Origin of the sequence: Sulfuricurvum sp., from assembly GCF_049587615.1 — a bacterium.
Lineage (GTDB): Bacteria > Campylobacterota > Campylobacteria > Campylobacterales > Sulfurimonadaceae > Sulfuricurvum.
This window is the reverse complement of the sequence record NZ_JBAVEF010000046.1, coordinates 173,303-195,647: the sequence shown is the minus strand read 5'-3', so window position 1 is coordinate 195,647 and position 22,345 is coordinate 173,303. Positions and strand designations below refer to the sequence as shown.

26 protein-coding genes are annotated in these 22,345 nt (G+C 45.7%); 17 read left to right on the top strand and 9 right to left on the bottom strand.

The genetic code is table 11. The annotated features are described in order from the left end of the window. The 6 genes from WB308_RS08495 to WB308_RS08470 form a co-directional block, all read left to right on the top strand. Positions 1–222: TrkA C-terminal domain-containing protein (locus WB308_RS08495; protein WP_424190824.1), on the top strand; the 222-nt coding region annotated here is incomplete at its 5' end. Beyond that, entirely contained in the window at positions 219–1,109 is an 891-nt protein-coding gene (locus WB308_RS08490; RefSeq protein ID WP_424190823.1) for an NAD(P)H-dependent glycerol-3-phosphate dehydrogenase, read from the top strand. The genes WB308_RS08495 and WB308_RS08490, both read left to right, overlap by 4 nt. Before the next feature lie 10 nt (positions 1,110–1,119). Further along, entirely contained in the window at positions 1,120–1,410 is a 291-nt protein-coding gene (locus tag WB308_RS08485) for a Dabb family protein (RefSeq protein ID WP_424190822.1), read from the top strand. A gap of 8 nt (positions 1,411–1,418) precedes the next feature. Next, the gene (locus tag WB308_RS08480) at positions 1,419–2,501 is read left to right on the top strand and encodes a hypothetical protein (protein ID WP_424190821.1); all 1,083 of its coding nucleotides are present in this window, start codon (positions 1,419–1,421) and stop codon (positions 2,499–2,501) included. A gap of 70 nt (positions 2,502–2,571) precedes the next feature. After that, positions 2,572–3,012: a hypothetical protein gene (locus WB308_RS08475; protein ID WP_424190820.1), complete on the top strand. Its 441-nt coding sequence runs from the start codon at positions 2,572–2,574 to the stop codon at positions 3,010–3,012. A 94-nt stretch (positions 3,013–3,106) separates the two neighbouring features. Beyond that, positions 3,107–3,484, top strand: coding sequence for a hypothetical protein (locus WB308_RS08470; RefSeq protein ID WP_424190819.1), 378 nt, complete (start codon positions 3,107–3,109; stop codon positions 3,482–3,484). A gap of 11 nt (positions 3,485–3,495) precedes the next feature. On the opposite strand, the gene WB308_RS08465 is transcribed toward WB308_RS08470, so the two are convergent. The 5 genes from WB308_RS08465 to WB308_RS08445 form a co-directional block, all read right to left on the bottom strand. Then, positions 3,496–5,157 carry a methyl-accepting chemotaxis protein gene (locus tag WB308_RS08465; protein WP_424190818.1) on the bottom strand — a complete coding sequence of 554 codons (1,662 nt, stop codon included), beginning with the start codon at positions 5,155–5,157 and terminating at the stop codon, positions 3,496–3,498. 110 nt (positions 5,158–5,267) lie between these two features. Then, positions 5,268–6,167, bottom strand: a complete 900-nt coding sequence (locus tag WB308_RS08460; RefSeq protein ID WP_424190817.1) for a D-hexose-6-phosphate mutarotase — start codon at positions 6,165–6,167, stop codon at positions 5,268–5,270. A 97-nt stretch (positions 6,168–6,264) separates the two neighbouring features. Beyond that, positions 6,265–8,217: a ribosomal protection-like ABC-F family protein gene (gene abc-f / locus WB308_RS08455; RefSeq protein ID WP_424190816.1), complete on the bottom strand. Its 1,953-nt coding sequence runs from the start codon at positions 8,215–8,217 to the stop codon at positions 6,265–6,267. Between the two features lie 5 nt (positions 8,218–8,222). Beyond that, entirely contained in the window at positions 8,223–8,540 is a 318-nt protein-coding gene (locus WB308_RS08450; RefSeq protein ID WP_424190815.1) for a hypothetical protein, read from the bottom strand. Between the two features lie 66 nt (positions 8,541–8,606). Next, positions 8,607–10,310, bottom strand: coding sequence for an EAL domain-containing protein (locus tag WB308_RS08445; RefSeq protein ID WP_424190814.1), 1,704 nt, complete (start codon positions 10,308–10,310; stop codon positions 8,607–8,609). 270 nt (positions 10,311–10,580) lie between these two features. On the opposite strand from WB308_RS08445, the gene WB308_RS08440 reads away from it, so the two are divergent. Next, positions 10,581–10,901 (top strand): glycine zipper domain-containing protein, encoded by a 321-nt coding sequence (locus WB308_RS08440; protein WP_424190813.1) that lies wholly within the window; start codon positions 10,581–10,583, stop codon positions 10,899–10,901. A 98-nt stretch (positions 10,902–10,999) separates the two neighbouring features. Then, positions 11,000–11,437, top strand: coding sequence for a large conductance mechanosensitive channel protein MscL (gene mscL, locus WB308_RS08435; protein ID WP_424190812.1), 438 nt, complete (start codon positions 11,000–11,002; stop codon positions 11,435–11,437). A 43-nt stretch (positions 11,438–11,480) separates the two neighbouring features. On the opposite strand, the gene WB308_RS08430 is transcribed toward mscL, so the two are convergent. Beyond that, positions 11,481–12,044 (bottom strand): hydrogenase-4 component G, encoded by a 564-nt coding sequence (locus WB308_RS08430; protein ID WP_424190811.1) that lies wholly within the window; start codon positions 12,042–12,044, stop codon positions 11,481–11,483. A gap of 134 nt (positions 12,045–12,178) precedes the next feature. Between WB308_RS08430 and WB308_RS08425 the strand changes: the two genes are divergently transcribed. The 9 genes from WB308_RS08425 (at position 12,179) to WB308_RS08385 (ending at position 19,381) form a co-directional block, all read left to right on the top strand. Continuing rightward, positions 12,179–13,063 carry a sulfurtransferase gene (locus tag WB308_RS08425; RefSeq protein WP_424190810.1) on the top strand — a complete coding sequence of 295 codons (885 nt, stop codon included), beginning with the start codon at positions 12,179–12,181 and terminating at the stop codon, positions 13,061–13,063. Positions 13,064–13,199: 136 nt separating this feature from the next. Continuing rightward, positions 13,200–13,364, top strand: coding sequence for a hypothetical protein (locus tag WB308_RS08420; protein WP_424190809.1), 165 nt, complete (start codon positions 13,200–13,202; stop codon positions 13,362–13,364). After that, on the top strand, positions 13,361–13,489 hold the full coding sequence (locus WB308_RS08415) for a hypothetical protein (protein WP_424190808.1): 129 nt from the start codon (positions 13,361–13,363) through the stop codon (positions 13,487–13,489). Before WB308_RS08420 ends, WB308_RS08415 begins: the two co-directional genes overlap by 4 nt. Positions 13,490–13,686: 197 nt before the next feature. Next, on the top strand, positions 13,687–15,750 hold the full coding sequence (locus WB308_RS08410; RefSeq protein WP_424190807.1) for a TonB-dependent receptor plug domain-containing protein: 2,064 nt from the start codon (positions 13,687–13,689) through the stop codon (positions 15,748–15,750). 115 nt (positions 15,751–15,865) lie between these two features. Beyond that, positions 15,866–16,063, top strand: a complete 198-nt coding sequence (locus WB308_RS08405; RefSeq protein ID WP_424190806.1) for a hypothetical protein — start codon at positions 15,866–15,868, stop codon at positions 16,061–16,063. A gap of 34 nt (positions 16,064–16,097) precedes the next feature. After that, on the top strand, positions 16,098–17,342 hold the full coding sequence (locus WB308_RS08400) for a M48 family metallopeptidase (protein ID WP_424190805.1): 1,245 nt from the start codon (positions 16,098–16,100) through the stop codon (positions 17,340–17,342). Continuing rightward, positions 17,327–18,160, top strand: coding sequence for a peptide chain release factor N(5)-glutamine methyltransferase (gene prmC / locus WB308_RS08395; RefSeq protein ID WP_424190804.1), 834 nt, complete (start codon positions 17,327–17,329; stop codon positions 18,158–18,160). The genes WB308_RS08400 and prmC overlap by 16 nt, the downstream gene beginning before the upstream one ends. Continuing rightward, positions 18,153–18,632 (top strand): DUF4149 domain-containing protein, encoded by a 480-nt coding sequence (locus tag WB308_RS08390; protein ID WP_424190803.1) that lies wholly within the window; start codon positions 18,153–18,155, stop codon positions 18,630–18,632. The genes prmC and WB308_RS08390 overlap by 8 nt, the downstream gene beginning before the upstream one ends. Next, complete coding sequence (locus WB308_RS08385) at positions 18,629–19,381, top strand: ABC transporter ATP-binding protein (protein WP_424190802.1); 753 nt, start codon at positions 18,629–18,631, stop codon at positions 19,379–19,381. Before WB308_RS08390 ends, WB308_RS08385 begins: the two co-directional genes overlap by 4 nt. A gap of 92 nt (positions 19,382–19,473) precedes the next feature. On the opposite strand, the gene WB308_RS08380 is transcribed toward WB308_RS08385, so the two are convergent. The 3 genes from WB308_RS08380 to ftsA are packed head-to-tail and all read right to left on the bottom strand — an operon-like array spanning position 19,474 to position 22,344. Next, a complete protein-coding gene (locus WB308_RS08380) occupies positions 19,474–19,764 on the bottom strand; it encodes a J domain-containing protein (RefSeq protein ID WP_424190801.1) in 291 nt (96 codons plus the stop codon). A gap of 12 nt (positions 19,765–19,776) precedes the next feature. Beyond that, positions 19,777–20,913 carry a cell division protein FtsZ gene (gene ftsZ / locus WB308_RS08375; RefSeq protein WP_424190800.1) on the bottom strand — a complete coding sequence of 379 codons (1,137 nt, stop codon included), beginning with the start codon at positions 20,911–20,913 and terminating at the stop codon, positions 19,777–19,779. Between the two features lie 18 nt (positions 20,914–20,931). Further along, the gene (ftsA, locus tag WB308_RS08370; protein WP_424190799.1) at positions 20,932–22,344 is read right to left on the bottom strand and encodes a cell division protein FtsA; all 1,413 of its coding nucleotides are present in this window, start codon (positions 22,342–22,344) and stop codon (positions 20,932–20,934) included. Position 22,345: the final 1 nt, after the last annotated feature.

Here is a 22,345-nt window from a genome sequence, read left to right as displayed (position 1 = left end):
CCCGAAGACTCTTTTTTGGTGGGAAAACATATCCAGGAGATCGATTGGGGGGAAGAATACGGCATATTGGTTCTTGCGATTGTCGATCATCAGCTTGCGGCGACGTTTAGTTTTACCTCCCGGGGGCATAATCACCATATCGATCCGGAGGATATTTTGGTCGTGGTCGGGTATGAAGACAATATTGCGGCATTGTCCGAAGCGATGGGGGTGAACAAATGACAAAAGTAGGGGTGATCGGTGCAGGCAAATGGGGGGAAGCCCTCAGTTTTGCCATGAGTGAAAAAAATGAGGTGATTATCACCTCCCGTACTCCAAGAGCGTGGCCGAATTTTAAAACTCTTGAAGAGGTCTTAGCGTGTGAATTCCTTATTATTGCTATTCCCGCACAGCAGGTGTCACAATGGCTGAAGGAACGTTTTGTCTATTCGGGGCAGAAAGTTTTGGTCGCAGCTAAAGGGATAGAAGCTTCCAGCGGACGGTTTTTGAACGAAATCTACGGGGAGTATGTACCTGCCGAAAATTTAGCATTTTTATCGGGTCCTTCATTTGCATCCGAGGTGATGCGCTCGTTGCCCACGGCGTTGGTGATCAACTCCACCTCTGTGGATACGGCCAGTGTATTTTGTGCGTTGTTTCCCTCTTTTATCCGTACCTATGTGAGTGAGGATGTGATCGGTGCCGAGATCGCAGGGGCGTATAAAAATGTTATTGCGATTGCGGCAGGGATTTGTGAGGGGCTGGAACTGGGGCATAATGCTGCGGCCTCATTGATTGCACGCGGGCTGGTTGAAATGGAGCGTTTCGGGCGTACTTACGGAGCGGATGGAGACAGTTTCCTGGGACTCAGCGGGGCGGGGGATTTGTTTCTGACGGCGAGTTCCCCGATGTCACGTAACTACCGTGTCGGTTTGGGATTAGCATCGGGAAAAACAAAAGAGGCCGTATGCGAAGCCATCGGTGAAGTGAGCGAGGGGATCGGGACGGCGTACGCGCTTCATGAGATCGCTGCAGCGCACGGTATCTATCTCCCGATTGCAGCAGAAGTGTATGCGATACTTGAGGGAAAATCGCCTCGACAGAGTTTGCGGGATTTAATACAAAGATAAAGGGGTCATTATGTTAGTACATATCGTCATGTTTCAGTTTAAAGAAGAGAATAAAGAGGAAAATTTGGTTCAGGTCAAAGAAATGCTCGAAGCACTTCCCGAAAAAATCGGGACTTTAAAAAGTATGGAAGTGGGGATCGATATCAGCCGAAGCGAGCGCTCGTTCGATTTGGCTCTCGTTTCGGTATTTGAAGATCAGGAGGGATTGAGCCTCTACGCTACCCATCCGGCACATTTGGAAGTGGTAAATGTGATCAAAGAGGTGACGCTCCTCTCTAAAGTCGTCGATTATATTCGATAAGGAAAGATGTGAACGAAGAGGGTGCAAAACTGCAGGAATCAAGTATAAACAGGTCAAAAAACTGGCGTGATATTCTACAACACTATAAAATTCACCTCTCGGTCGGTGCGGCCATTGTGATCGTAGGGATGAGCGCATTTGCCCATTTTAAAAATGGACAAATGAAAGAGGAACTGATCAAGACGTTGCGGGAGTATCAAGAGGGGCTTATCCTTATTGGCGGAGAGATGAAGTATGAGAATATCGATTGCAGCGGGATCTTTGCTACCGATTGCGAAATCGAAGGGATAAAACTTTCCATGATGGGACAAGAACAGCTCAGTGTCAGATCGCTTCGTCTGGGTAATATGGAATCATTATCCGAATTCAAAGCATTTGCAAAAGGGGAAAGCGTTGAAGCGGCTATGGATATCGAAGCCGATGACGTAGCCCTCCCCAAACCACTTATTGCCCAGATGATTGCCCAAAATGTGAATAATGCGTTTCAACAAAAGACCCTTCATAAACTTAGTAGCGTCAATCTCGCGTTAAAAGTGGAAGTCGAGGGAAGTCCGATGCATATGAAGCATCTTATCGTCGAATATTTCCGTATTGATAACGCTATTATGCCGCTGGAGTTTTCGATGCGTGCCCGAGAAGTTTCCAGTGATGCACCGGATGCGATGATATTGGAATCGTTTGCTCTGCGTGTTGAAAACCGTGCTGTCTCGGATGTAACCTATGAGTCGGTAAAAAGTTTTACCGACACCCTTGCGCAGGATGAAAAAATACTCTTTTTAAAAGAGTTTGCCCTTAAGCCTGCACAGATGAGGGATAAAGAAAAAGCTTCCATCGCGATCAATGGGGCGATTGCCAAACGGTTTGAAGCCGATTTGCGGACCACTTCAGGGGTTATTGAAAAAGAGCTGATCCGTGCCATGATCCAAATGCTCCAAGGAAAAATCGATGAAATCGTTTTGCGCGGAGAGAATCAAAACAACTTGACAATGGTTCAAATCCAAACGGCATTACAGCAATCGTCGTCGATGGGGGATGATGCAGCACGCACCTACATGGAGGATAAATTCACGATTGAGGTTGAGGGGAATTAAGAGACGAAACTGCTAATACTTCTTTAACACTTCTGCCTTACAATGATGGAAATTATTCAAAGGATGTTACATGAAAACGTTACTTACTATTCTATCCGCTTCGGCTATTCTTACAACATTGGTAAATGCAGAGACAGCTTTAATGAATCAAGAAAAAGTGCAGGTTCAAAACGAAATTCAAAACCGTTTTCGTAACATGAGTACGGATGAACTCTTGGAAAAACGGGGGTTGATGACCCAGCAGCAAGAACGTGAACAGCTTCAGAATGAGCTTATGAACCGCGAACAAACAATGACAAAAGAACAAAATAATAAATATATGAATCGTTCTTCCAACAAAATGAGTCAGGGTGAAGGGCAAGCCCAAGGAGAGGGGCTTATGAAGCAATACAAAGAGATGAATAAAGGTCAGACTCAGCGCAATGGTATGGGTAGCGGCATGGGTGGTGGAAACATGGGTGGAAACATGGGTGGAAACATGGGCAGCGGTGGAGGAAAAGGGGGACGTTAATCCCTTTTTTGATCGATGGAACAGTTGAAAATATTTTAGAGTGTTTTTTAACTGTTTTGTATTATAATAATCCAAATCCATCAAGGAGTATCCTATGAAAACCTTACTAACAATCGTGTCAGCTTCGGCAATTCTTTCAACTTTTGCGTTGGCAGAGACCCCTTTAAAAATGCAAGAACAGGTTCAAAGCCAGGTGAAGAATGAGACTCAAAACCGATTTAAAAATATGGGTACGGATGATCTGTTGCAACAGCGCGGAACAGTGACAAGTCAACGAGAGCGTGAACAGCTTCACAATGAACTCATGAATCGTCAGCAAACCATGAACAAAGAGCAAAAAGAGAAATTTAACAAGCGTCCTGAAAACCGCACTCCGAAAATGAAAAATCAGGGGGATGGCAAAGGGATGATGCAAGGCCAGAGCAGCGGCATGGGTGGCGGAATGGGTGGCGGTGGTAAAGGGGGACGTTAAGTCTCTCCTTTTTAGGTTTTGAACGGTTCGAGCAACTGTTTCAGTTCATTCGCATTTTTCTCAAGATGTGACGCCGAAGAAGAGATCGTTACAATCTCCCCGGCGTTGGCATGAAGCAGATTCGACATTTTTCGGATCTGTTGAACGATGGTATTGACTTCCTCTGCATTTTTCTTCCCATTTTCCGCAAGAGTATGAATAGTGATATAGGCTTCTTTCATCGATTTTACACTCTGATCAAGCGTCTCTTCAAGCTGTTCTGAATCGTGTGAGAGAATTTTCACATTATGGGCATTCTTCTCCGATTGATCGGCGGTATCGGTAATGGACTGGACAATCGTTCCGATGGTTATATTACTGTCGATCAGGCTTTTCTGTGTCCGTTCCGCGAGTTTGCGCACTTCATCGGCGACGACGGCAAAACCTCTTCCGTGCTCACCCGCTCTGGCTGCTTCTATAGCTGCATTCAATGCAAGAAGATTGGTCTGGTCTGCGATATCGCCGATAACGGAGAGGATATCTTTGATTTGTTGGGCCTGGGCGGTTAGATGGTGAAGATTGTGTGAAAATTCTTCTCCCAGCTGTGCGCTTGTATGGAGTACTCGAATGATCGAGTGGAGCCCGCTATGGGTACGTTGTAGGGTCTGATCAGTGTCTCGAACGCTGGAGAGGGCGGTTTGAATTTCCTCCAGAAGCCTTTCGATGTTTTCCCCTACTTGGGCTGCCTGAGCGCTTGAAGTGAGGGCAATTTTGGATTCGTTCTGGAGCTGAACATCCATTTCCTGTGAGGATTGCATCAATTGTACGGACATAGCGGCATTTGAAAGGATCGCCAGCTGTGTTTGCGAGACAAGATGCTGCACCGCTTCGATAAAATGGTTAATCTCCCTGCCAATAAGAGCCAGTTCGTCATGGTTGTGAATCGGAATCCGTTTACTCAGGTCTCCGTTGCCGGAACGGAGCCCACGGGTAAATTCGGAGAGGGTAGAGAGGGTGTCGATCGAATGGAGAATGGATCGGCGAACGGCATGTACAAGGACTCCTGTAACGAAAAGGGCAAGGATAGCGATTAATATAACTGTATTTATAACACTGTTTTCTGCTTCGCTGATTTCCTTACCGAAAACGTTGTACTGGGCTTCTACTTCTTCGACGATTGCATCAAGGGCTTTTGTCGGTTCCCGATCGATCCCTTTGACAGCCTTGTCACCGATTTTGTATTTTTCCACGGAGGCATTTTGATAGGCTTTAAGACCGTGACGGTATTGTTCGCCGAGAGTTCGATGGGAGTGAATGAAGTCATCGATTTGTCGTTGTAGTTTTGGAGAAGAAATTCTTTTCAGGTTGGAGAGTTTTGTACGGACATTTTCTTCCTCCTTTGTGAACCCTTTGAGGTATTTGTCGAGTTTTTCGGGGTCTTCCCCTCTCAGGAGAATGTTTTTCCACTCCTGCACCTGTATTTTAAACGATACCTGTGCCGAGCGGGCAAGGTTGACCGAATCAATCGCGGTTTCAGATTTGGCCATGATAAGATGATTCAGGGAGAGAAACTGCTGGGTTGCGATAAAGACAGAGAGGAGAATGCCGGTCAAGGTAACGGCCCAGATAAGTAAAAGCTTCTGATTAATGGAGAGATTCATCGATTGTCCTTTGACGAAAAAAATGAAACGCATCTTTCCATTATGCCAAAATAGTCTTAAATCATGTTTTATTATATTTCTTTTAATTTGCAATTGATTTGAAATTATTCTTTTTCTTTATGGCAGTTTAACAGTATCTCAGCTCAAGTTATGCAATAAACTGCTTTCAAAGAGTAGCTTTGATGAGGGTGCAAGACGATGATATCATCGCCTGCGTTGGCTGTTTCGATGCAGAGCATCTTTTTATAATCTTCCTCTGTTAGATCGGCTTTTTGCTGACACACCCGTATCCATGGATTCCACACCACCAAGCTACGGCTTCCTTCAGATTTTATACGGATAGCTCGCCCAAGAATCTCGTCATGTATGACGATATCTCTCCCGTCAAAAGGGTAGATACGGTCGGTTTCGGCATGGATAGAAAGAGGATCGTTTTCTCTCTTTTCGCATCCACCGTCGGTTTTATCGATGTAGGTTAATCCCTCGAATCCGGTGACACGGGTATGGGTGATGTTGCCGATGGAAAAATAGGTATGGAGTGCCTGCGTAAGATTAAAAGGGGTATCGTCGCGGTTTTCGGTCGTGAGTTCCAAAGTGAGTGTTTTACCTACGGTGAGCTTTAGAGTGAGGCGGAAGCGGTGGGGCCAGAGTGCATAGGTATCGGGGGTATCGGCGAGCTCGAAGGTGATAGAACATTCCTGATCCTGGAGAAGATCGGAAGCGACAACGTTCCACATTCGGGTACGGGCGAGTCCGTGATCAAAACGACCTAGCTTTTCGGGATCAGGGCCGAACCACGGCCAGCAGACAGGAATTCCGCCGCGGATCGGAATTCCTTCTTTAAAGATCGCTTTTTCGCTGAGAAACAGCAGATCACTCGGATCGGAGGCAAAACGGTACGAAAGTAAATGGGCCCCGTAGAGGGTAATCGCGGCGGTAGCGTGAGGCGTCGTAATGAGTGCGATGGGAAAACCGTTCGGCCCCTCTTTGAAGGTGACATACCCTGCATGAGAAAAACGGGAGTTTAGGGTCTTGATATCCATAAAAGAATCCTTAGCAAAATTCTGCCTCGAATGAGGCAAGCTTTAGTGCCATAGCGGCAAGCGTAGCCAAAGGGATTTTATTACTTTGGCGTTCAAACTAATGTTTAAGTGCTTCGATCTCTTCGGCTTTCTCTTCAATCGTTAAGAGTTCATCTACTTTTGTTTCATACAGTGCTTTGGTTTTCTCCAACTCTTCGGCCAAGACGCTGATTCCGATTTTTTCGTATTTTTTAGGATCGGCAAGAGAGGCGTTTAGCTCATCGATCTTGGTTTCGAGGGCTTCGATCTCTAGTGGCAGTTTTTCGAGGGCGCGCTGTTCGTTAAAGGTGAGTTTGAGCGCTTTGGGTTTTTCCACCTGCACTGATACGGTTGTGACGGGTTTGGAAAACTCCGCTTCCATCGCATCCATTTCATTGAGCTCTTTTTCGTCTTCAAGGTATTCGCTGTAGGGTTTATAGCTCTCTTCGATGGTACCGTCCCCTTTGAAGATAAAGAGTTTTTTGGCGATTTTATCGACAAAATACCTATCATGGCTGACGAGGATAACGGCACCGGGGAAGCTTTGGAGCTTCTCTTCGAGGATGTTGATCGTCGGGATATCGAGATCGTTGGTCGGTTCATCGAGGATCAAACAATCGACTTTTTTGGTAAAGAGGAGGGCGAGGGCGACACGGTTTTTCTCTCCGCCGCTGAGGACTCCCACTTTTTTGTCGAGAAACTCACGCGGGAAAAGGAAATTTTTGAGATAGCCGTAAACATGATAGTCCTGACCCATCACGTCGACGCGGTCTCCGCCGTGGGGGCAGAAGGTTTCGATGAGGTTGAGATTATCGTTCAGCATCTCACGGTGCTGATCGAAATAGCCGATGGTAAGCTCTCCCATTTTGATGATCCCGTTGGTCGGTTTGAGACGCCCGAGGAGGGCTTTGAGAAGGGTTGATTTTCCGCTTCCGTTGGGGCCGACGACGGCGATGACGTCTTTTTGTAAAATACGCGTCGAGAAATCACGGATCAGGGTTTTATCTCCCAGTTTCAGCCCCAAATGCTCGATTTCAAAAAGCATTTTTTGGCGGTTGATCCCCTCACTTCGGTTAAAGTGTTTCGCTTCCCGTTCGAGTTCGAGTTTCATTTTACGGATTTTGGAGGGGTTGTTTTTGGCATCTTCGCGCAGCTGCAATACCCGCTGTTTACGCCCTTCATTCCGTTTCAGACGCGCTTTTACCCCCCGTCGGAGCCACTCGTTCTCTGTTTTGAGGAGTTTGAGGAGGTTGTCATGCTGTTGCGCCATGGTGCGAAGCAGCTCCTGCTTTTGTTCGAGGTAGTTGCTGTAGCCGCCGTTGAACTCGCGCAATGCGCAATCTTCCACTTCGATGGTTTTGGTGGCGACCTGATCGATGAAGTAACGGTCATGGGAAATGAAGAGGAGGGTGAAGCGCTCTTTGAGGATCAGCTCTTCGAGAAACTCCACCATATAGACGTCGAGATGGTTGGTCGGTTCATCGAGGAGCAGTATGTCGGGTTTTTGAAGGAGAAGCGAGGCAAGGGCGACGCGACGCTGTTCCCCACCGCTCAAAAGATCGACCTTTTTGTTCTCGTACTCTTTGAGCATAAAATGGTGCATCACCCGCTCGATTTTATCGTCGAGATTCCAGGCATTATGGTGATCAAGGAAATTGGTCAAGTGTGATTGTTCATCGAGCAGTGAAGCGTTCTCATACTGCTCGGCGAGAAGAACGGAGATTTCATCGAAACGGACTTTCGCCGATTTGAGTTCCCCAAGCCCTGCTTCGATCGCTTCGCGTACGGTATGATCCGGATCAAATTTTGGGACTTGGGAGAGCATTTTGATCTCGATCCCCTGACGGGTAATCCTCTCCCCCTCATCAGCGTCCAGCGAGCCGTGAACAATCTTCATCAAGGTTGATTTTCCGCTCCCGTTTTTTCCCACGATAACGACGCGTTCTCCTTCGTCAATATGAAAGTTGATATATTCTAAAATTTTCTGTGCTTCGTAATGTTTGCTGACGTTGAGGAGATCGACGAGTGCCATAAAAGTTATTCCTTAGGGAGAGTGATACAGTGATTTCGCGCCATATACCATGTTGCAATCGCGTAATCAGTGTAGGGAGTTTCGCGCTGTGCCGGAGGGATTGAATCGTTGCGGAGTTTGGAACGGAGTATCCCGAATACAATAAACCCGAGCAATAGCGCTCCAATGGCGATAAACCAGTCGCTTTTCCACCACACGAGTAATCCAATAAGATAATTTCCATAGCTCATAGCCCATCCCATAACACGTGCCATAAAACGGCATTGACGGGTAGGAAGGGTAGGGGTGGGATCGATGTGGAAAATAGGATGTTCACTGTTCATGTCGGGAATTATAGCGGATGAGTGTTTAACGGTGGTTGTAGTGCGTGAGCGCCGTTACCAAATGGGCTACTCAACAAAGGATGCAGAGGGTTCTCCGAAAAAATACCCCTGCATCGCATCGATAGGAATGTGTTTGAGATAATCAAAGACAGGTTCAGAGCAGACAAATTCGGCAACGGTCTGGATATTGAGTCGGGAAGCAAAATCGATAATCGTTTCGGTAATAATTTGCGACGTCAGATTCTCATGGATATCGTGGATAATGGAACCGTCGATTTTGATGTAGTCGATGTCGAGTTTGGTAATGTAGGCAAAATTCGAATACCCCGCTCCAAAATCATCCAGTGCGATTTGGACGCCGTATTTCTTCACTTCTCGGATAAAGTTATTGACGATATCGTAGTTTTCAATCCCCTCCGATTCGAGGATCTCAAATATGATTTGGCGGCTGTGGAAGCAAGTCTGAACTTTTTGGATGATGTAACTGCACATTACCGTATCGTTGATGTCCTCAATCGAGAGATTGATTGAACAGGTTTTGTCCGGATGAAGGCGGAGCATTTCAAAGACTTTGTCGATCATAATCGTCGTAATGCGATGATAGAGTTTGACTTTTTTTGAGATGTCCAGAAAGTGAAAAGGGGAAATAACGGTTCCATCCTCTTCGATAATTCGGACAAGAGCTTCGTATTTTTCGATTTTGAGTGTTTTGGCATTGACGATCGGCTGATAAAAAGGGACAACGCGGTCTTCTTCGATGGCGCTTCTCAGCCGTTTGATCCATAAAAGATTTTTTTCGTAATCTTCTTTAATATGGAGCGACTGATCGTAAACGAGAAGATCGCGTCGTGTTTTTTTGGCCAGTTTAAGTGCCATATTCGCATATATCAGAAGATTGAGATCATCTTCGGACCTCTGATCGGAAAAAGCGATCCCCATTGTTGCACCGAGACTGATCTCCTGATCTCGAATCGTAAAAATGTAGTTATTGATCCAATGGGAAAGTTCCGTAGCAAACGCTTCGAAATCGGATGTGGAAGGGAAATTTTTGATGACGATCGCGTATTCATCCACCGGCAGTTTATAGATACTCGCCTCTGACCAGCGGGAGGACAACTCGATCAAAACGGCTGCAACGGCACACAAAAGCTCATCCCCGATTTGATGACCGTAAAAAGTATTAAGTTCGTTGAAACTGTCAACATTGATCAGTACCATTCCATGAGGGATGTGTAATGCATTCAGATCACTGATCAGTTTGAGACGGTTGGGCAGTCCGGTAAGTGTATCGTGCAAGAGTCTGTGGGTGAGTTCCTCTGTCCTCTCCTGGACCAGCACTTCGAGATCATTGCTATAGCGTTCCAAATCCGATTTGGAACGGGAAAGTTCTTTGTTCAGTTCATGCAAAGAAGTGAGATCACGTATGCTCACCAACATACTGTAAATCGAGCCGTCTTCATTGTAAAGGGCCTGAACATTTTTGGAAATGTAGGCAAGCGAACCGTCTTTTCGTATAAAAGTCGTTTCCTGATCCGCGCATCGGCCGGTATCGTTCAAGCTTGCCATACAGATGCTGAGGATGTTCAAATCATTTAAATGATCGGTGATGGACGTTCCGAGGATTTCGTCGAACGTAAATCCAAGAAGGTTACAAAAGGCGGGATTGGCGTATTGAATAACAAGGTTGGTATCAATGGTAAACATTCCATCCGGAAGCTGTTCAAGGATATTATTGACATACATCTTTTCTGAAATATGATATGTATTCATTAAAAATCCTTATGTATTAAGAAAATTATTCTAGCTAGAACACACTTTAAAATGAGATAAAGCCATGCATTCTGATAGGATATTTGCCGTTTCACGATAAGAATTGTTTCGTGACAGAACATTCGGACCTTTTATTCTCCCTACTGTACGGGTTACAAGGTTATGATCAACTCTATGGTACGGATTTAAAATGATACGGGAAGAATGGTGAAGTTATCCACGGGTTAACAGTAGCAGGATAAACTGTTGAAAACAAAGGAGCTATAAAATATGGTACATAAATCAGTAATATCATTCCTAACGGTGTTAAGTATAACATTGGGAGCAGAAGCGGGAACAATAGATGGTAATGCAGTGCTCGGGAGTATAGTCGGTGCGGGTGTAGGTTCCGCGGTAGGTTCCGCAACCGGAGGTAAAGAGGGGGCTATTATCGGTGGGGGAGTCGGCGGTGCGCTCGGAGCTGCGGTAGGAAGCAAAAATGATTCGTCACGAGTGGTATCACGACAGCAGGTGATCGTTGTGGACGAAGATCACGATCATGGCAGACACAAAGGACACCATAAATATAAACACGGACATGGGCGTGATTAATAGTTAAAATTATCATAAAAAGTATGTTATTATGAGATGAAGTGAACGAGCCGTTTAACCGTTCGAAGAGCTTTATACACAAAATAAGGATTCACGCGATGTTGGAAGAGTTTAAAAAATTTCTTATCACGGGAAATGTTGTCGATATGGCGGTAGGATTTATTTTTGGTGCGGCATTCGCAACGGTTATCAAATCGTTGGTGAGCAATATTATTATGCCGCCGATCGGTTTGTTGATGGGAGGGGTCGATTTTTCATCCCTTTTTATCGCATTGGATGGAAAAGAGTACGCATCCCTGGCATCGCTCGATGCCGCCGGTGCTCCGGCGATCAAGCTGGGGGTTTTTGTAAACGACGTTATCTCCTTTACGATTTTAGGATTTGTGATGTTCATGATGGTCAAAGCGTATAATAAACTCAAAGCGCAGGAGGCCGTGACTGAACCGGCTGCTCCAACAACCAAAGTGTGTCCTGAATGTGCGATGGAGATTCCGTTAGCTGCACATATGTGTCCGCATTGCCGAAGTATTCAATAGCCTTCTTGCCTCGCTTTTATGTGAGTGCCAATTGAGCCATTCTTCAGGCTTTGCTGTCCAGGATATTTTCACCGAGAGAAATGATTTTTTCATCGATTTTGGCAAGCGCTTTATCGAGTGTCTCGTACGAGATATCAGGGAGCTTGCCCCCCCAAATCGCTTCCGCTTCGTTAAATCCTCGAATTATCCCTTCCCGTCCCGCTTTGAGACGTTCAAGATCATCCCCCCCTCCCATTAAAACAAAATCGGCCAAACGATTTGATGTTTGGGTGACTCCAAAAAATCCCTCTTCGCTGACCACTGCCGCCGCTTCTTCGGGGTTCATATCGGCGATGGGCTTGCCGGTATATCCGATCGCTTTAAAATCGATGGAATTTAAGATATCACGCACTTTGTTGAGATTATATGGGGCACTTTGGGCTTGGAGATTATTGGATGAATAGCTTTCGATTTTAAGAGTGTATTCGACGAGATACGCTTGGGTCAGCGCTTTGGCTGAAATTTCACCGCTTTGTATTTTCTCTTTAAACTCTTTTGTCTCTTTACCGTTTAACTCTACCTTACTTTGGAGATAGGGATTTGTTGATGTTCCAGATCCAATCTGCATAAATGCTCCTTGTGACATAGATACAACCATATCGGCATAATGACTCTTTTTTAGTAAAAGGTTAATAAAGGAAAAAAATTATCCTTTAAGTGATAAACCTTTATGATTGACAAAATTATTTAGAAGGAATCAAAATGAAAATTTTCATCGCTATCATCGCGAGTGCCGTATCGCTTCTGGCTATCGAGCCCTTGGTAACGCCCCAATGGTTGAATGAACATAAGAATGACCCCAAACTTCGTATTATCGAGGTTTCTGACGGGGATGGCTATACGTTTGAACATATCTCGCAAGCGGCTCATACCGCGATCGGTAAATGGCGTTACGATAACGGCACGTTTCTTTCCGTCCGTCCTGTTGGCGAGATCGAAAAAGAAATTAGCCGATTGGGAATCGATGAAAACAGCAATGTCGTATTGTACGCTCCGATCAACGAACCCAAAGATCTTCTCAAAGCGAGTTACATCTACTGGGCATTGAACTATCACGGCATTAAAAACGTTGCACTCCTCGATGGCGGAGTCAAAGGGTGGAAAGATGCAAGATTGCCGCTCACCAAAGAGGAGAGTGATATTAAACCGACTGTTTTTAAAGCAAAAATAGAGAGTGCAAAAATCGCCGATCTTTCTTATGTGAAAAATAACCTCGGCAAACTTCCGATGATCGATGCCCGTCCGAGCGATATGTATCTGGGGGTTACGCCAACGCCGACCGTGAAACGTAACGGTCATATCAAAGGGGGGATGAGCTACTCCTGGAACTACTCGGTCGATAAAGATTACATTCTCAAACCCAAAGCGATGCTGGAAAGTGTTTTCAAAGAGGGATACGCTCTGGATAAGAACAAAGAGGTTCTCGTCTATTGTACGGGAGGATTAGAGACTTCGTTCAACTATTTCGTCCTCAGCGGTGTTCTCGGATATAAAAACGTCCGCTTGTACGATGCCTCGATGAAAGAGTGGGGGAATCGTGAAGATACTCCGATAAGCCAGTACCGCTATGAGATGTTTAAACACTAAAAAGATCGAGAGTGCGTTAACACTCAGCTAATGCTTGGATGTTAAACTTCTGGCATAAAGAGTGGGAATGAAAGCTAATCCTTGCTTTCATCATGATTCTTTAAAATTGTACTCACACACATAAAAAGGGGTTAACATGAAAAAAGTAGTATTGGCAGTTCTAATGATTGCAGCAATGGCATCAAGTGCATTCGCACATCACCCGTCACCATCAGACAGTGCAGGCGGTAACATGAGCTCAAGCTCAGGTCATCTAACAAACAGTTATCCTGCAGAAGTATACGGAGATGAGTACCTATGAAAAAATTATTGTTTTTAGCGATAGCGGGATTTTTGACAGTCGCATCTGCGCATCATATGGCAGTGTATGAAGATGCAGGAGTCAACATCCCTGAATTCTCACCGCACCTCGATATGGTATTCTAAACCTAGTTTGCCAGCCATGTTTTGCAAGCATTTTGCTTGCAAAACACACCATGATACTTCCCCTATCATTTTCTCTTCTTCCCTCACAGTCTCAAAATTATCCGCATAATTGTAAATTACAATAATTCCAAAGCAAAATACCACTATCATATTTGAATAAAATGGGCAATGATTGCTCAACGATAGAAGGAAACACCATGAATCGTATCCCTTTAATTATTGCGTGCAGCCTTTCTCTTGCGTGTGCTCAAGAGATTATAACCTTAGAAAAAATCAATGTTCAAGAGAGTGCGGAAACGCTTGAAGAGAGAAAAGAGAACTCCATTGCCAAACGGATCGTCCGAGGCGATGAACTGACCCAGTACGGTGACCTTAACGCCCTTGAAATTCTCAAGCGGACCCCGGGAGTTACGATCAGCGAAGGGAAAGGGAAAAAGGGAGCACCCGGAAAAGGGTACACCAAAGTGCTGATTGACGGGGAAGAGGTTTCGACCGCTTCACGTAGGGGAACACCGCTGGAGCAGATATCGCCCGAGATGATTGAGCGGATTGAGATCATGACCAACGGATCCTCCGAATATACAGCCGAAGCGATGGGCGGGATTGTCAATATCGTTCTGAAAAAACCGAAAGGCGAGAGTGTAACGAATGCAAAAATCAGCGGCGGAGTTTATAACAAACAGCCGATGGGTTCGGCTTTTGCACAGTATGAGGGGAGAACCGGAAATCTTTCGCAGCTTATCAACGTCAGCGTGTTGGACAACAGTTTCAAAGACGACGCATCGATTCACATCACAAACGCTGATGGTTCTTTCAGCGATGAAATGATCGATTTGGAGTCACGCTACCGTATGGTGAATCTCAATACAAAACTAATCTATGCCCCCTCACCAAAAGATAAATACAGTTTTGACGGATCATTGTCCATGAATGAACACCGCACGACAACCGAAAGGGATACGTATGACAACGGTGCATCTCTCCCCTCTGAAACCTTATCTACCGAAGAACTCCGAAAAGGGATGATGCTTTGGGCAAAGGTATCGGGAGAACACCATCTCTCCGGGACAGAGATGGCCGAGTGGAAGATCAAATACCACCAAAATGATCAAGAGAGTGAAAGCCGCTCCGTCCAAACCGTTACAAATCTGCAAGAGGATGAGAGCCGGTTCCGTATTTTCGGTATCGAAGGGAGTTATTCCAGTGTTATCGGAGATCACTTCATCAAAACGGGGCTGGATGTCCGACATGCGATTCAAGACGATGCGGTTCAAACCTATACGGACGGCACCCTTGATTCCACCACCGATGAAAAAATGCGGCAGACGAAAGGGGCCCTCTATCTCCAAGACGAGATCAGCCTTGGCGAAAATGCGGTCATCACCCCGGGTATCCGGTACGAAAAAGTATCCCGTGAATTTACAACGGACTGGGACTTGGATTACTTTGCCCCGTCGCTCCATTTTCTCTACCGAGTGACCCAAAACGACAATCTTAGAGCCAGCGTTGCCAAAACCGTTAAACTTCCGACGTTTCAGGAACTCTCCACCAGCACTTACAGCAGCCTTGATCTGAATGATTTGAACCACCCTGATATTACGGGGAATCCAGCGCTCAAAGAAGAGAGTGCACTCAGCTACGAAGCACGATATGAGCACTATTTTGATGATAAAGGGATCGTCGGCATCGGCGGATTTTACCGTGCCATCGATGACAAGATTGAAAAATTGACAACGTATGATCTTACGACATCGCGTTACATCGAACGCCCTTACAATGCCGGTGAAGGGAGTTTATGGGGAATTGAGCTTGAACTCAAAAAATCGCTTAATGATTACATCAGCGGATTGGGGATTTTTGGAAACGCGACGTTCCAAAACTCTTCGCTGACAACAGAGGGCTTTACCCGTCCGATCAAAGGGATCAACGATTATCTCTGCAACGTCGGGATAGACCATACGCTGAGCGACTACCGTATTACCTATGGAGCAGCGTACCGCTATGTCGGGGGATACGATGATCCTATCGATGAGAACGGCATTTCCGAATCCCAAAAAGGGTATGGAGCCCTTGATCTGTATGCGACCAAACGGATTGATTCGACCTTTAAAGTAGGGGTGAATCTGAAAAATATGACATCCACGACGATCAAAACAACGACCAATCGATATGATGCCACGACAGGAGCATTCATCGAAACCCAAGTAGATAACGAAAACTCTGAACCGCAAATCCTTTTGACGTTAGAAGGGCGATGGTAATTGACGTTAAAATAAACCAATAATTAAACTTAAATCGTCAATTTAGGGGTGGTTTGTTAACCGATTGTAGGGTATTATGGTTACCATTCTGAATAAAAAAGGTGAGGAAAAAACAATGCAAGATAATGAACCGACATTGAGTTCCATCGAGGATTACAATACCCTGAAGGGATCTAAAAAACGGATTGTTTGGGCCGTGATTATCAGCGGTTTGATTATCGGGTCCATTTTCGTTGCGGCGAAAATGATGTACGGCGATGTCAATGATTCGCTTCCGGTAAGCGAGAGTATCGGGAAAGTTCCAGTTAAATGATGCTAAAATATTCCTTTTATAATCAAGGAATTTTATGATTGCAGCTGTTATCGGTACCTATACCCTTTATATACTTGTTCGTCTTTATGTCAGTGTCATGCAAATCGGCTATATCAATCAGATCAAACGCAAAGGTGCGGTTTTGATGGGGGAACGGGAATATCTCGATGCGGCTAATTATGCGGTGGCGAAAGAGAAACTCGGGATGGTTGAGACCTTTGTCGAATACGGCCTTTTTCTTATTTGGATCGGCGGAATGATGGCGTGGCTCGATGGGGCTTTGATGACGCAAAGTGAGAGTACTCATGCGATCATGGCGGTTATGGGGCTTGTTTTGATTAACGGTATCGTGATGCTCCCTTTCGGATGGATTGCAAAATTCAAAATTGACGAAAAGTACGGCTTTAACCGCTCATCTATGGGTCAGTTTGTAAAAGATACCCTCATCGGTACACTGCTCACCCTTGTGATCGGGAGTTTGATGGTTTGGATCGTTGCCATGATTATCACATCGAGCGAACTGTGGTGGGTGTGGAGCTTTGCCTTTATTATGGCGGTGGTGATCGCGATCAATATGTTTTTTCCTACCATTCGGGCTTTGTTTTTTGACAAAGTGACTCCGCTCGAGGATCCTGAGCTGAAAAGCAAAATTGAAGATTTGATGTCCAAAACGGGGTTTGTCAGCAGCGGTGTTTTTATCAGCGATGCGAGTAAACGGGACGCGCGCCTGAATGCCTACTTCGGAGGTTTGGGCAAAGCCAAGCGGGTCATATTGTTTGATACGTTGATTCAAAAACTCTCACCCAGTGAACTCATCGCGGTTCTCGGGCATGAGTTGGGACATTTTGCCCACGGGGATTTGTACAAAAATATCGCGATGGTGGGGGCAATGCTTTTTGGGATGTTTGCACTCTTTGGAAATCTTCCCGAAACGCTTTATCTGGAATTGGGGGTATCTCAAAGCCCACAAATTGTGATGATGCTTTTTATCCTCCTTCTTCCGGTGGTCAGCTTTGTAATGATGCCGTTGATGGGGATCATGAGCCGCCATAACGAGTACGAAGCGGATCGGAGCGGTGCGGAGCTCGGTGGTGCGGAACATTTGGTGAATGCGTTGAAAAAATTAGTGAGTGAAAACAAAAGTTTCCCATTGTCTCATCCGCTTTACCGTTTTTTCCATACAACCCATCCTCCGGTTGTTGATCGGCTTCGTGCCCTTGGATACGATATCCGTGTAAATGCGGATGAAGGATATGCCGATCCATGTCCAAAAGAGTAAAAGAGCTTCATGATGAGATCACACACCGTTTACAAGGTGTGGTGGAATCTCCCCGGCGTGAGGCGGAACTCCTTTTAATGGCATACCTCCAAAAAGACCAGCTCTATTTTATTACCCACGGTGATGATCTCATCGACGAGAAGGATCCCAAACTCTTAGCATGGGTAGAGAAGCGAAGTGAGAACCTCCCTCTCGAATATCTCACCAATCGTGTCAGCTTTTACAGCCGGGAATTCTATATCGACGAAGGGGCTCTTATTCCGCGTCCGGAAACGGAGCATCTGGTCGATGAAGTTTTGGCGCGTGTTTCAGCGGAAGATACGTTTACCATCGTCGAAGTAGGGGTAGGGAGCGGCATTATTTCGATCCTTTTGGCTCTTCATCTCCCTAATGCCCGATTTATTGCCGTCGATATTTCACCGCGAGCCCTTGCTGTGGCGCATCGTAATATAGAAGCTTTTGGTTTGGGTGATCGGATCGAATTACGGGAGGGGGATTTGCTCTCGTGTGTCGATGAAAAAGTCGATTTTCTGGTCTCCAACCCCCCTTACATCGCTCATGATGCACCGTTGGAGTCTAATCTTTCGTATGAACCGCAAAATGCTCTCTTTGGCGGTGAGATCGGGGATGAAATTATCCGGCGTCTGCTGGATGAAGTATACGCTCGTCGTATCCCCCTCTTTGCCTGCGAGATGGGATATGATCAACGGATCAAAGTGCAAGTGTATCTTAAAAATTTTGCGGTACAATCATTGGATTTTTATACCGATTTGGCCTCGTTTGATCGAGGATTTGTATTAAAGGCCCACCATGAATAAAAAAGCTGTCATTGATGTTGTTTACCTCTTATTGATCGCAATGAGCGCGGGTGCTGTTTTGGTGCTTGGCGTGTTTGTCGCTGCCGTTGTTTTTCATTCCGAATTTTATTTGACGTTACCGATACTTTCCCGTTATGAAGAGGGAAAAATTATGGGGGAAATTTTCCGTCGTTTCAGTTATTGGGCCTATTTTATGACCGTTGTCATAGCCGTTTATGAAGTCTCCCGCTATAAAGTGATGCAGATCGATAAAATCGCCATTTTAAGTGCGTTGGGCTCCATGGGGACGCTCCTTCTTTTCAGTGCTGTCTATACGCCGAAAATTTTAGAATATCAAGCCCGCGGAGAAGAGGCAATCGATGCATCGTTTGAAGCATTGCACAAAGCGAGCGAGATTGATTTTAAAATCCTTTTGGTCATGCTGTTGATTTTATTCACGCGTCGAGCTTATCTGATGGTGGTGAAAAAGTGATCCGATTCGAGAATGTAACCAAAAGGTTTGGCAAGCGTGAGATTCTAAAAGGGGTAAACCTCGAGATCGAAAAAGGGAAAACGACGGTTATTTTCGGCGTCTCCGGCGGAGGGAAATCAACGATTATCAAACATATCGTTGGGTTGCTGAAACCGGATTCAGGTACGATCACCGTAGATGGAATCCGCGTTGATAACGCTGATGAAGCGACCTTGCGTGCCATTCGAACCAAGGTCGGATTTTTGTTTCAAAGCGGAGCCCTGTTTGACAGTATGAACATCCGGGAAAACGTGGCATTTCCAATGCGTGAACACCAAACATTGACGCCGAAAGAGTTAGAGTATAAAATTGATGAAAAGCTTACCATGGTAGGGCTTGATCCAAAAATCGTCAAACCGCTCTATCCCGAAGAACTGAGTGGGGGGATGCGAAAACGTGTCGGTTTGGCCCGTACCCTTGCGCTGGAACCGGAGGTTATTTTATACGATGAACCCACCTCCGGACTCGATCCCGTTACGAGCGATTTTATCACCCAAATGATTTGTCGCTTGCGCGATGAGATGGGGATGACCTCTGTCCTGATCAGTCACGATATCAAAGAGAGTTTCAAAGCAGGGGATAATTATGCGATGTTGTTTGACGGTGTGATAGTCGCGGCAGGGGATAAAGAATCATTCCGCTCATCTGCGAACGAAGTGGTTCAGCAGTTTATCAATGCACGCTCCGAAGGGCCGATTGCGTTTCATTGATTTATATACACCTATAGCAGTAAAGCTCCTATAGGTTACGTTAACACTTGGTTCTCTTCAGCAAAGAGCTCAAAATAGCTTGCGATTTTAATTTATCTTCCGCCGAACTTCTTCGTCCACCACTCTTGCGGGGTGAGGGTCTTTTCACGTAAATGTTCTTCATCAAAATTAAATTCGTATTGGGAACAGTATTCGAGCAAGATCGCATAGGCTTCATTAATTTGGGTACTCATCGCATGAGCCGTATCGGGATCATTAGGGTGTTTATCCGGATGCCATTGTTGCATCATCGTTTTGTATCGGGTTTTGATGTCGGAGAGGGTTGCTTTGTCGCTCAGGCCAAGGAGCGTTTTGGCCTTGATGAGCGTGTCAAATGAGAGCATGGAAAGAGGTGATTAGTCTTTTTGCTGACGCATAAACGTCGGTACATCCAAGAAATCTTCGCTGTAATCACCGTTAGCAACCATAGCGGAACGGACAACGACACGAGGTTTCATTGAAGCAGCTGCAAGAACTTCTTTGTTTTCAAATTCGCAGTTGTTAATACCCATAGCTACTTTTTTCTCGAAACCGGTCGCAACGAGAGTGATACGGATAAAATCTTTCGCCAAATTCTCATCGGTAGTCGTACCGAAGATAACGTCTGCCGATTCATCAACACTGTTGTGTACCACATCCATTGCCGCAGAGAGTTCCATAAACGGAAATTCAGGGTGCATACTGAAGTGTACCAATACCCCAAGGGCACCGTTAACCGACATATTGTCAAGCAATGGAGATTCGATAGCATTTTTGATTGCTTCGTAGGCTGCATTTTCCCCTTTGTATTCGCCGACACCCATAAGAGCCAAACCACGGTGGCTCATAACGGTTTGAAGGTCGGCAAAGTCAAGGTTGATGTCGTTGTCGCCGCTGGCGAGAATAACACCTGAGGTACCGCTGACAGCGCGAGCAAGTACGCTGTCAACGATTTTGAAACTCTCTTTGATCCCCATTTTCGGATCAATGATTGATAGAAGTTTATCGTTCGGAATAACAACGATACAATCGGATTCGTTTTTAAGCTCTTGAAGACCATCTTCAGCCAATTTGAGACGTTTTTTCCCTTCAAATGAGAACGGTTTGGTTACTACTGCAATGGTCAAAGCACCCACTTCTTTTGCAATTTTTGCAATGATTGGAGCTGCACCCGTACCGGTTCCACCGCCGAGACCGGCTGCAACGAAAACGATATCCGCCCCTTCCAATGCATGGGCTAAATCTTCATAGCTTTCCAATGCCGATTCTTTACCCACTTCAGGTTTCATCCCTGCACCCAACCCTTTGGTCAGTTTTGCACCAAGCTGAATCTTGGTTGCGGCACTCCCTTGCTCCAACACCTGAGCATCGGTATTTGCGATGATAAGCTCGATACCCGGAACAGCTTCTTTAAGCATATAGCCGATCATGTTTCCGCCGCCGCCGCCGACACCGACGGCTACAATACGTGCTCCTGTAAGAGTTGTTGATTCTTCAATTGAAAATGGTTCCATGCTTGCTCCTTGACGTGATTAAAATAGTTGAGTTGCCCAATTCCAAAACTTGGAAATAGGGTTAGGTTGATCGTTTTGGACAGGTTTGTTAGACCCGATATTGACCATTTTTTGAGCTTCCGCTTTTTTCTCTTCCTTTATCGGAGGAGGCGTTGCCGCCGCCGATGAAGGAGTAGAGAAAGAAGGAGAAGGTTCAAATTTTGGCGCCTCTTCGTGGATTGGATATTGAGTCTGCGGACTCATAGGCTCTTCACCCGCGTGGCGCATACGTCGATTGACGTCAATTTCATACGGTGTATAATCACCGGAAAGATATTTGATTAGCCCTACAGCTCCGGAGTAGGAAGGATCTCTGAGGGTATCGAAAAGACCTCCGACATCGGTCGGTTTAGCGAGGCGTACGGGCATGTTGTCTAAAATAGCAACGGCGAGTTCACGCAACCCTTCGATTTTGGTAAATCCTCCGGTAAGAACGACACCGGCACCCATATGATCTTTAAGACCGCTTTTTTCGATAGATTGGGCGATAATCATCAGCGTCTCTTCAACACGTGCATAGATAACGTTATGAACTACTTCCAAAGAGACTTCATGCGTCGAAGTTTCATCACCGATTACGGGAAGTTCGATCAAATCATTGCTTGGAGCGTAGAGTGAACCGTAGGTGATTTTGACATTATCCGCTGTGTGCAATGGTGTGTGCAATGCCATCGACAAGTCGTTGGTAATGTGGTTTGACCCAACTCCCAGAAAATCGTTATAACGGATAGCATGGCCCGAATGGATAACAATGTTACTTGTATTTCCTCCCATGTCGACGACAGCTGCCCCGAGCTCTTTTTCATCGTTATTGAGAACAGCAATGGCAGAGGCATAACCGCTGAGTACAACACTTTCGACTTCGACACCTGCCGCTTTGACGGCTTTGCGAAGATTATTGAGATTGCTTTTTTGGGTTGTGATGATATGGGTTTCAACTTCGAGACGTGAGGCATTCATTCCCATAGGATCTTCAATAAAATCCTGGTCATCGACTTTGAAGTTATACGGCAGGGCATGAAGGACTTCAAATTCGTTCGGAATATTGGCGTTATACAATGAGGTGTGCATAACACGCTGTATCTCGTTGAGGGTAATCTCTTTATTCGGGATGTTGACGATGCCGCTGGAATTTAGACTTTTCGTATAGGCGCCGGAGATCGTGACGACAGCACTTCGAAGCTCAGTACCTGCAACGCGTTTTGCATCGCTCAATGCGCTTTTGATTGATTTGCTTGCCAGCTCAATGTTGGTGATGCTCCCTTTGCGAAGGCCTTGTGCTTTTGCGATACCGGCTCCGATTATTTGTGCATTGTTCTCATCATCGATTTCCGCGATGAGCGCACAAACTTTAGTCGAGCCGATATCAATGGCTAAAACGGTTCGTTTCAAA

Bases quoted from the DNA above. Each gene is read 5' to 3' on its own strand.
- WB308_RS08490 (WP_424190823.1), top strand. From the start codon at position 219: ATGACAAAAGTAGGGGTGATCGGTGCAGGCAAATGGGGGGAAGCCCTC.
- WB308_RS08485 (WP_424190822.1), top strand. From the start codon at position 1,120: ATGTTAGTACATATCGTCATGTTTCAGTTTAAAGAAGAGAATAAAGAG.
- WB308_RS08475 (WP_424190820.1), top strand. From the start codon at position 2,572: ATGAAAACGTTACTTACTATTCTATCCGCTTCGGCTATTCTTACAACA.
- WB308_RS08470 (WP_424190819.1), top strand. From the start codon at position 3,107: ATGAAAACCTTACTAACAATCGTGTCAGCTTCGGCAATTCTTTCAACT.
- WB308_RS08465 (WP_424190818.1), bottom strand. From the start codon at position 5,157: ATGCGTTTCATTTTTTTCGTCAAAGGACAATCGATGAATCTCTCCATT.
- WB308_RS08460 (WP_424190817.1), bottom strand. From the start codon at position 6,167: ATGGATATCAAGACCCTAAACTCCCGTTTTTCTCATGCAGGGTATGTC.
- abc-f (WP_424190816.1), bottom strand. From the start codon at position 8,217: ATGGCACTCGTCGATCTCCTCAACGTCAGCAAACATTACGAAGCACAG.
- WB308_RS08450 (WP_424190815.1), bottom strand. From the start codon at position 8,540: ATGAACAGTGAACATCCTATTTTCCACATCGATCCCACCCCTACCCTT.
- WB308_RS08445 (WP_424190814.1), bottom strand. From the start codon at position 10,310: ATGAATACATATCATATTTCAGAAAAGATGTATGTCAATAATATCCTT.
- WB308_RS08440 (WP_424190813.1), top strand. From the start codon at position 10,581: ATGGTACATAAATCAGTAATATCATTCCTAACGGTGTTAAGTATAACA.
- mscL (WP_424190812.1), top strand. From the start codon at position 11,000: ATGTTGGAAGAGTTTAAAAAATTTCTTATCACGGGAAATGTTGTCGAT.
- WB308_RS08430 (WP_424190811.1), bottom strand. From the start codon at position 12,044: ATGCAGATTGGATCTGGAACATCAACAAATCCCTATCTCCAAAGTAAG.
- WB308_RS08425 (WP_424190810.1), top strand. From the start codon at position 12,179: ATGAAAATTTTCATCGCTATCATCGCGAGTGCCGTATCGCTTCTGGCT.
- WB308_RS08420 (WP_424190809.1), top strand. From the start codon at position 13,200: ATGAAAAAAGTAGTATTGGCAGTTCTAATGATTGCAGCAATGGCATCA.
- WB308_RS08415 (WP_424190808.1), top strand. From the start codon at position 13,361: ATGAAAAAATTATTGTTTTTAGCGATAGCGGGATTTTTGACAGTCGCA.
- WB308_RS08410 (WP_424190807.1), top strand. From the start codon at position 13,687: ATGAATCGTATCCCTTTAATTATTGCGTGCAGCCTTTCTCTTGCGTGT.
- WB308_RS08405 (WP_424190806.1), top strand. From the start codon at position 15,866: ATGCAAGATAATGAACCGACATTGAGTTCCATCGAGGATTACAATACC.
- WB308_RS08400 (WP_424190805.1), top strand. From the start codon at position 16,098: ATGATTGCAGCTGTTATCGGTACCTATACCCTTTATATACTTGTTCGT.
- prmC (WP_424190804.1), top strand. From the start codon at position 17,327: ATGTCCAAAAGAGTAAAAGAGCTTCATGATGAGATCACACACCGTTTA.
- WB308_RS08390 (WP_424190803.1), top strand. From the start codon at position 18,153: ATGAATAAAAAAGCTGTCATTGATGTTGTTTACCTCTTATTGATCGCA.
- WB308_RS08380 (WP_424190801.1), bottom strand. From the start codon at position 19,764: ATGCTCTCATTTGACACGCTCATCAAGGCCAAAACGCTCCTTGGCCTG.
- ftsZ (WP_424190800.1), bottom strand. From the start codon at position 20,913: ATGGAACCATTTTCAATTGAAGAATCAACAACTCTTACAGGAGCACGT.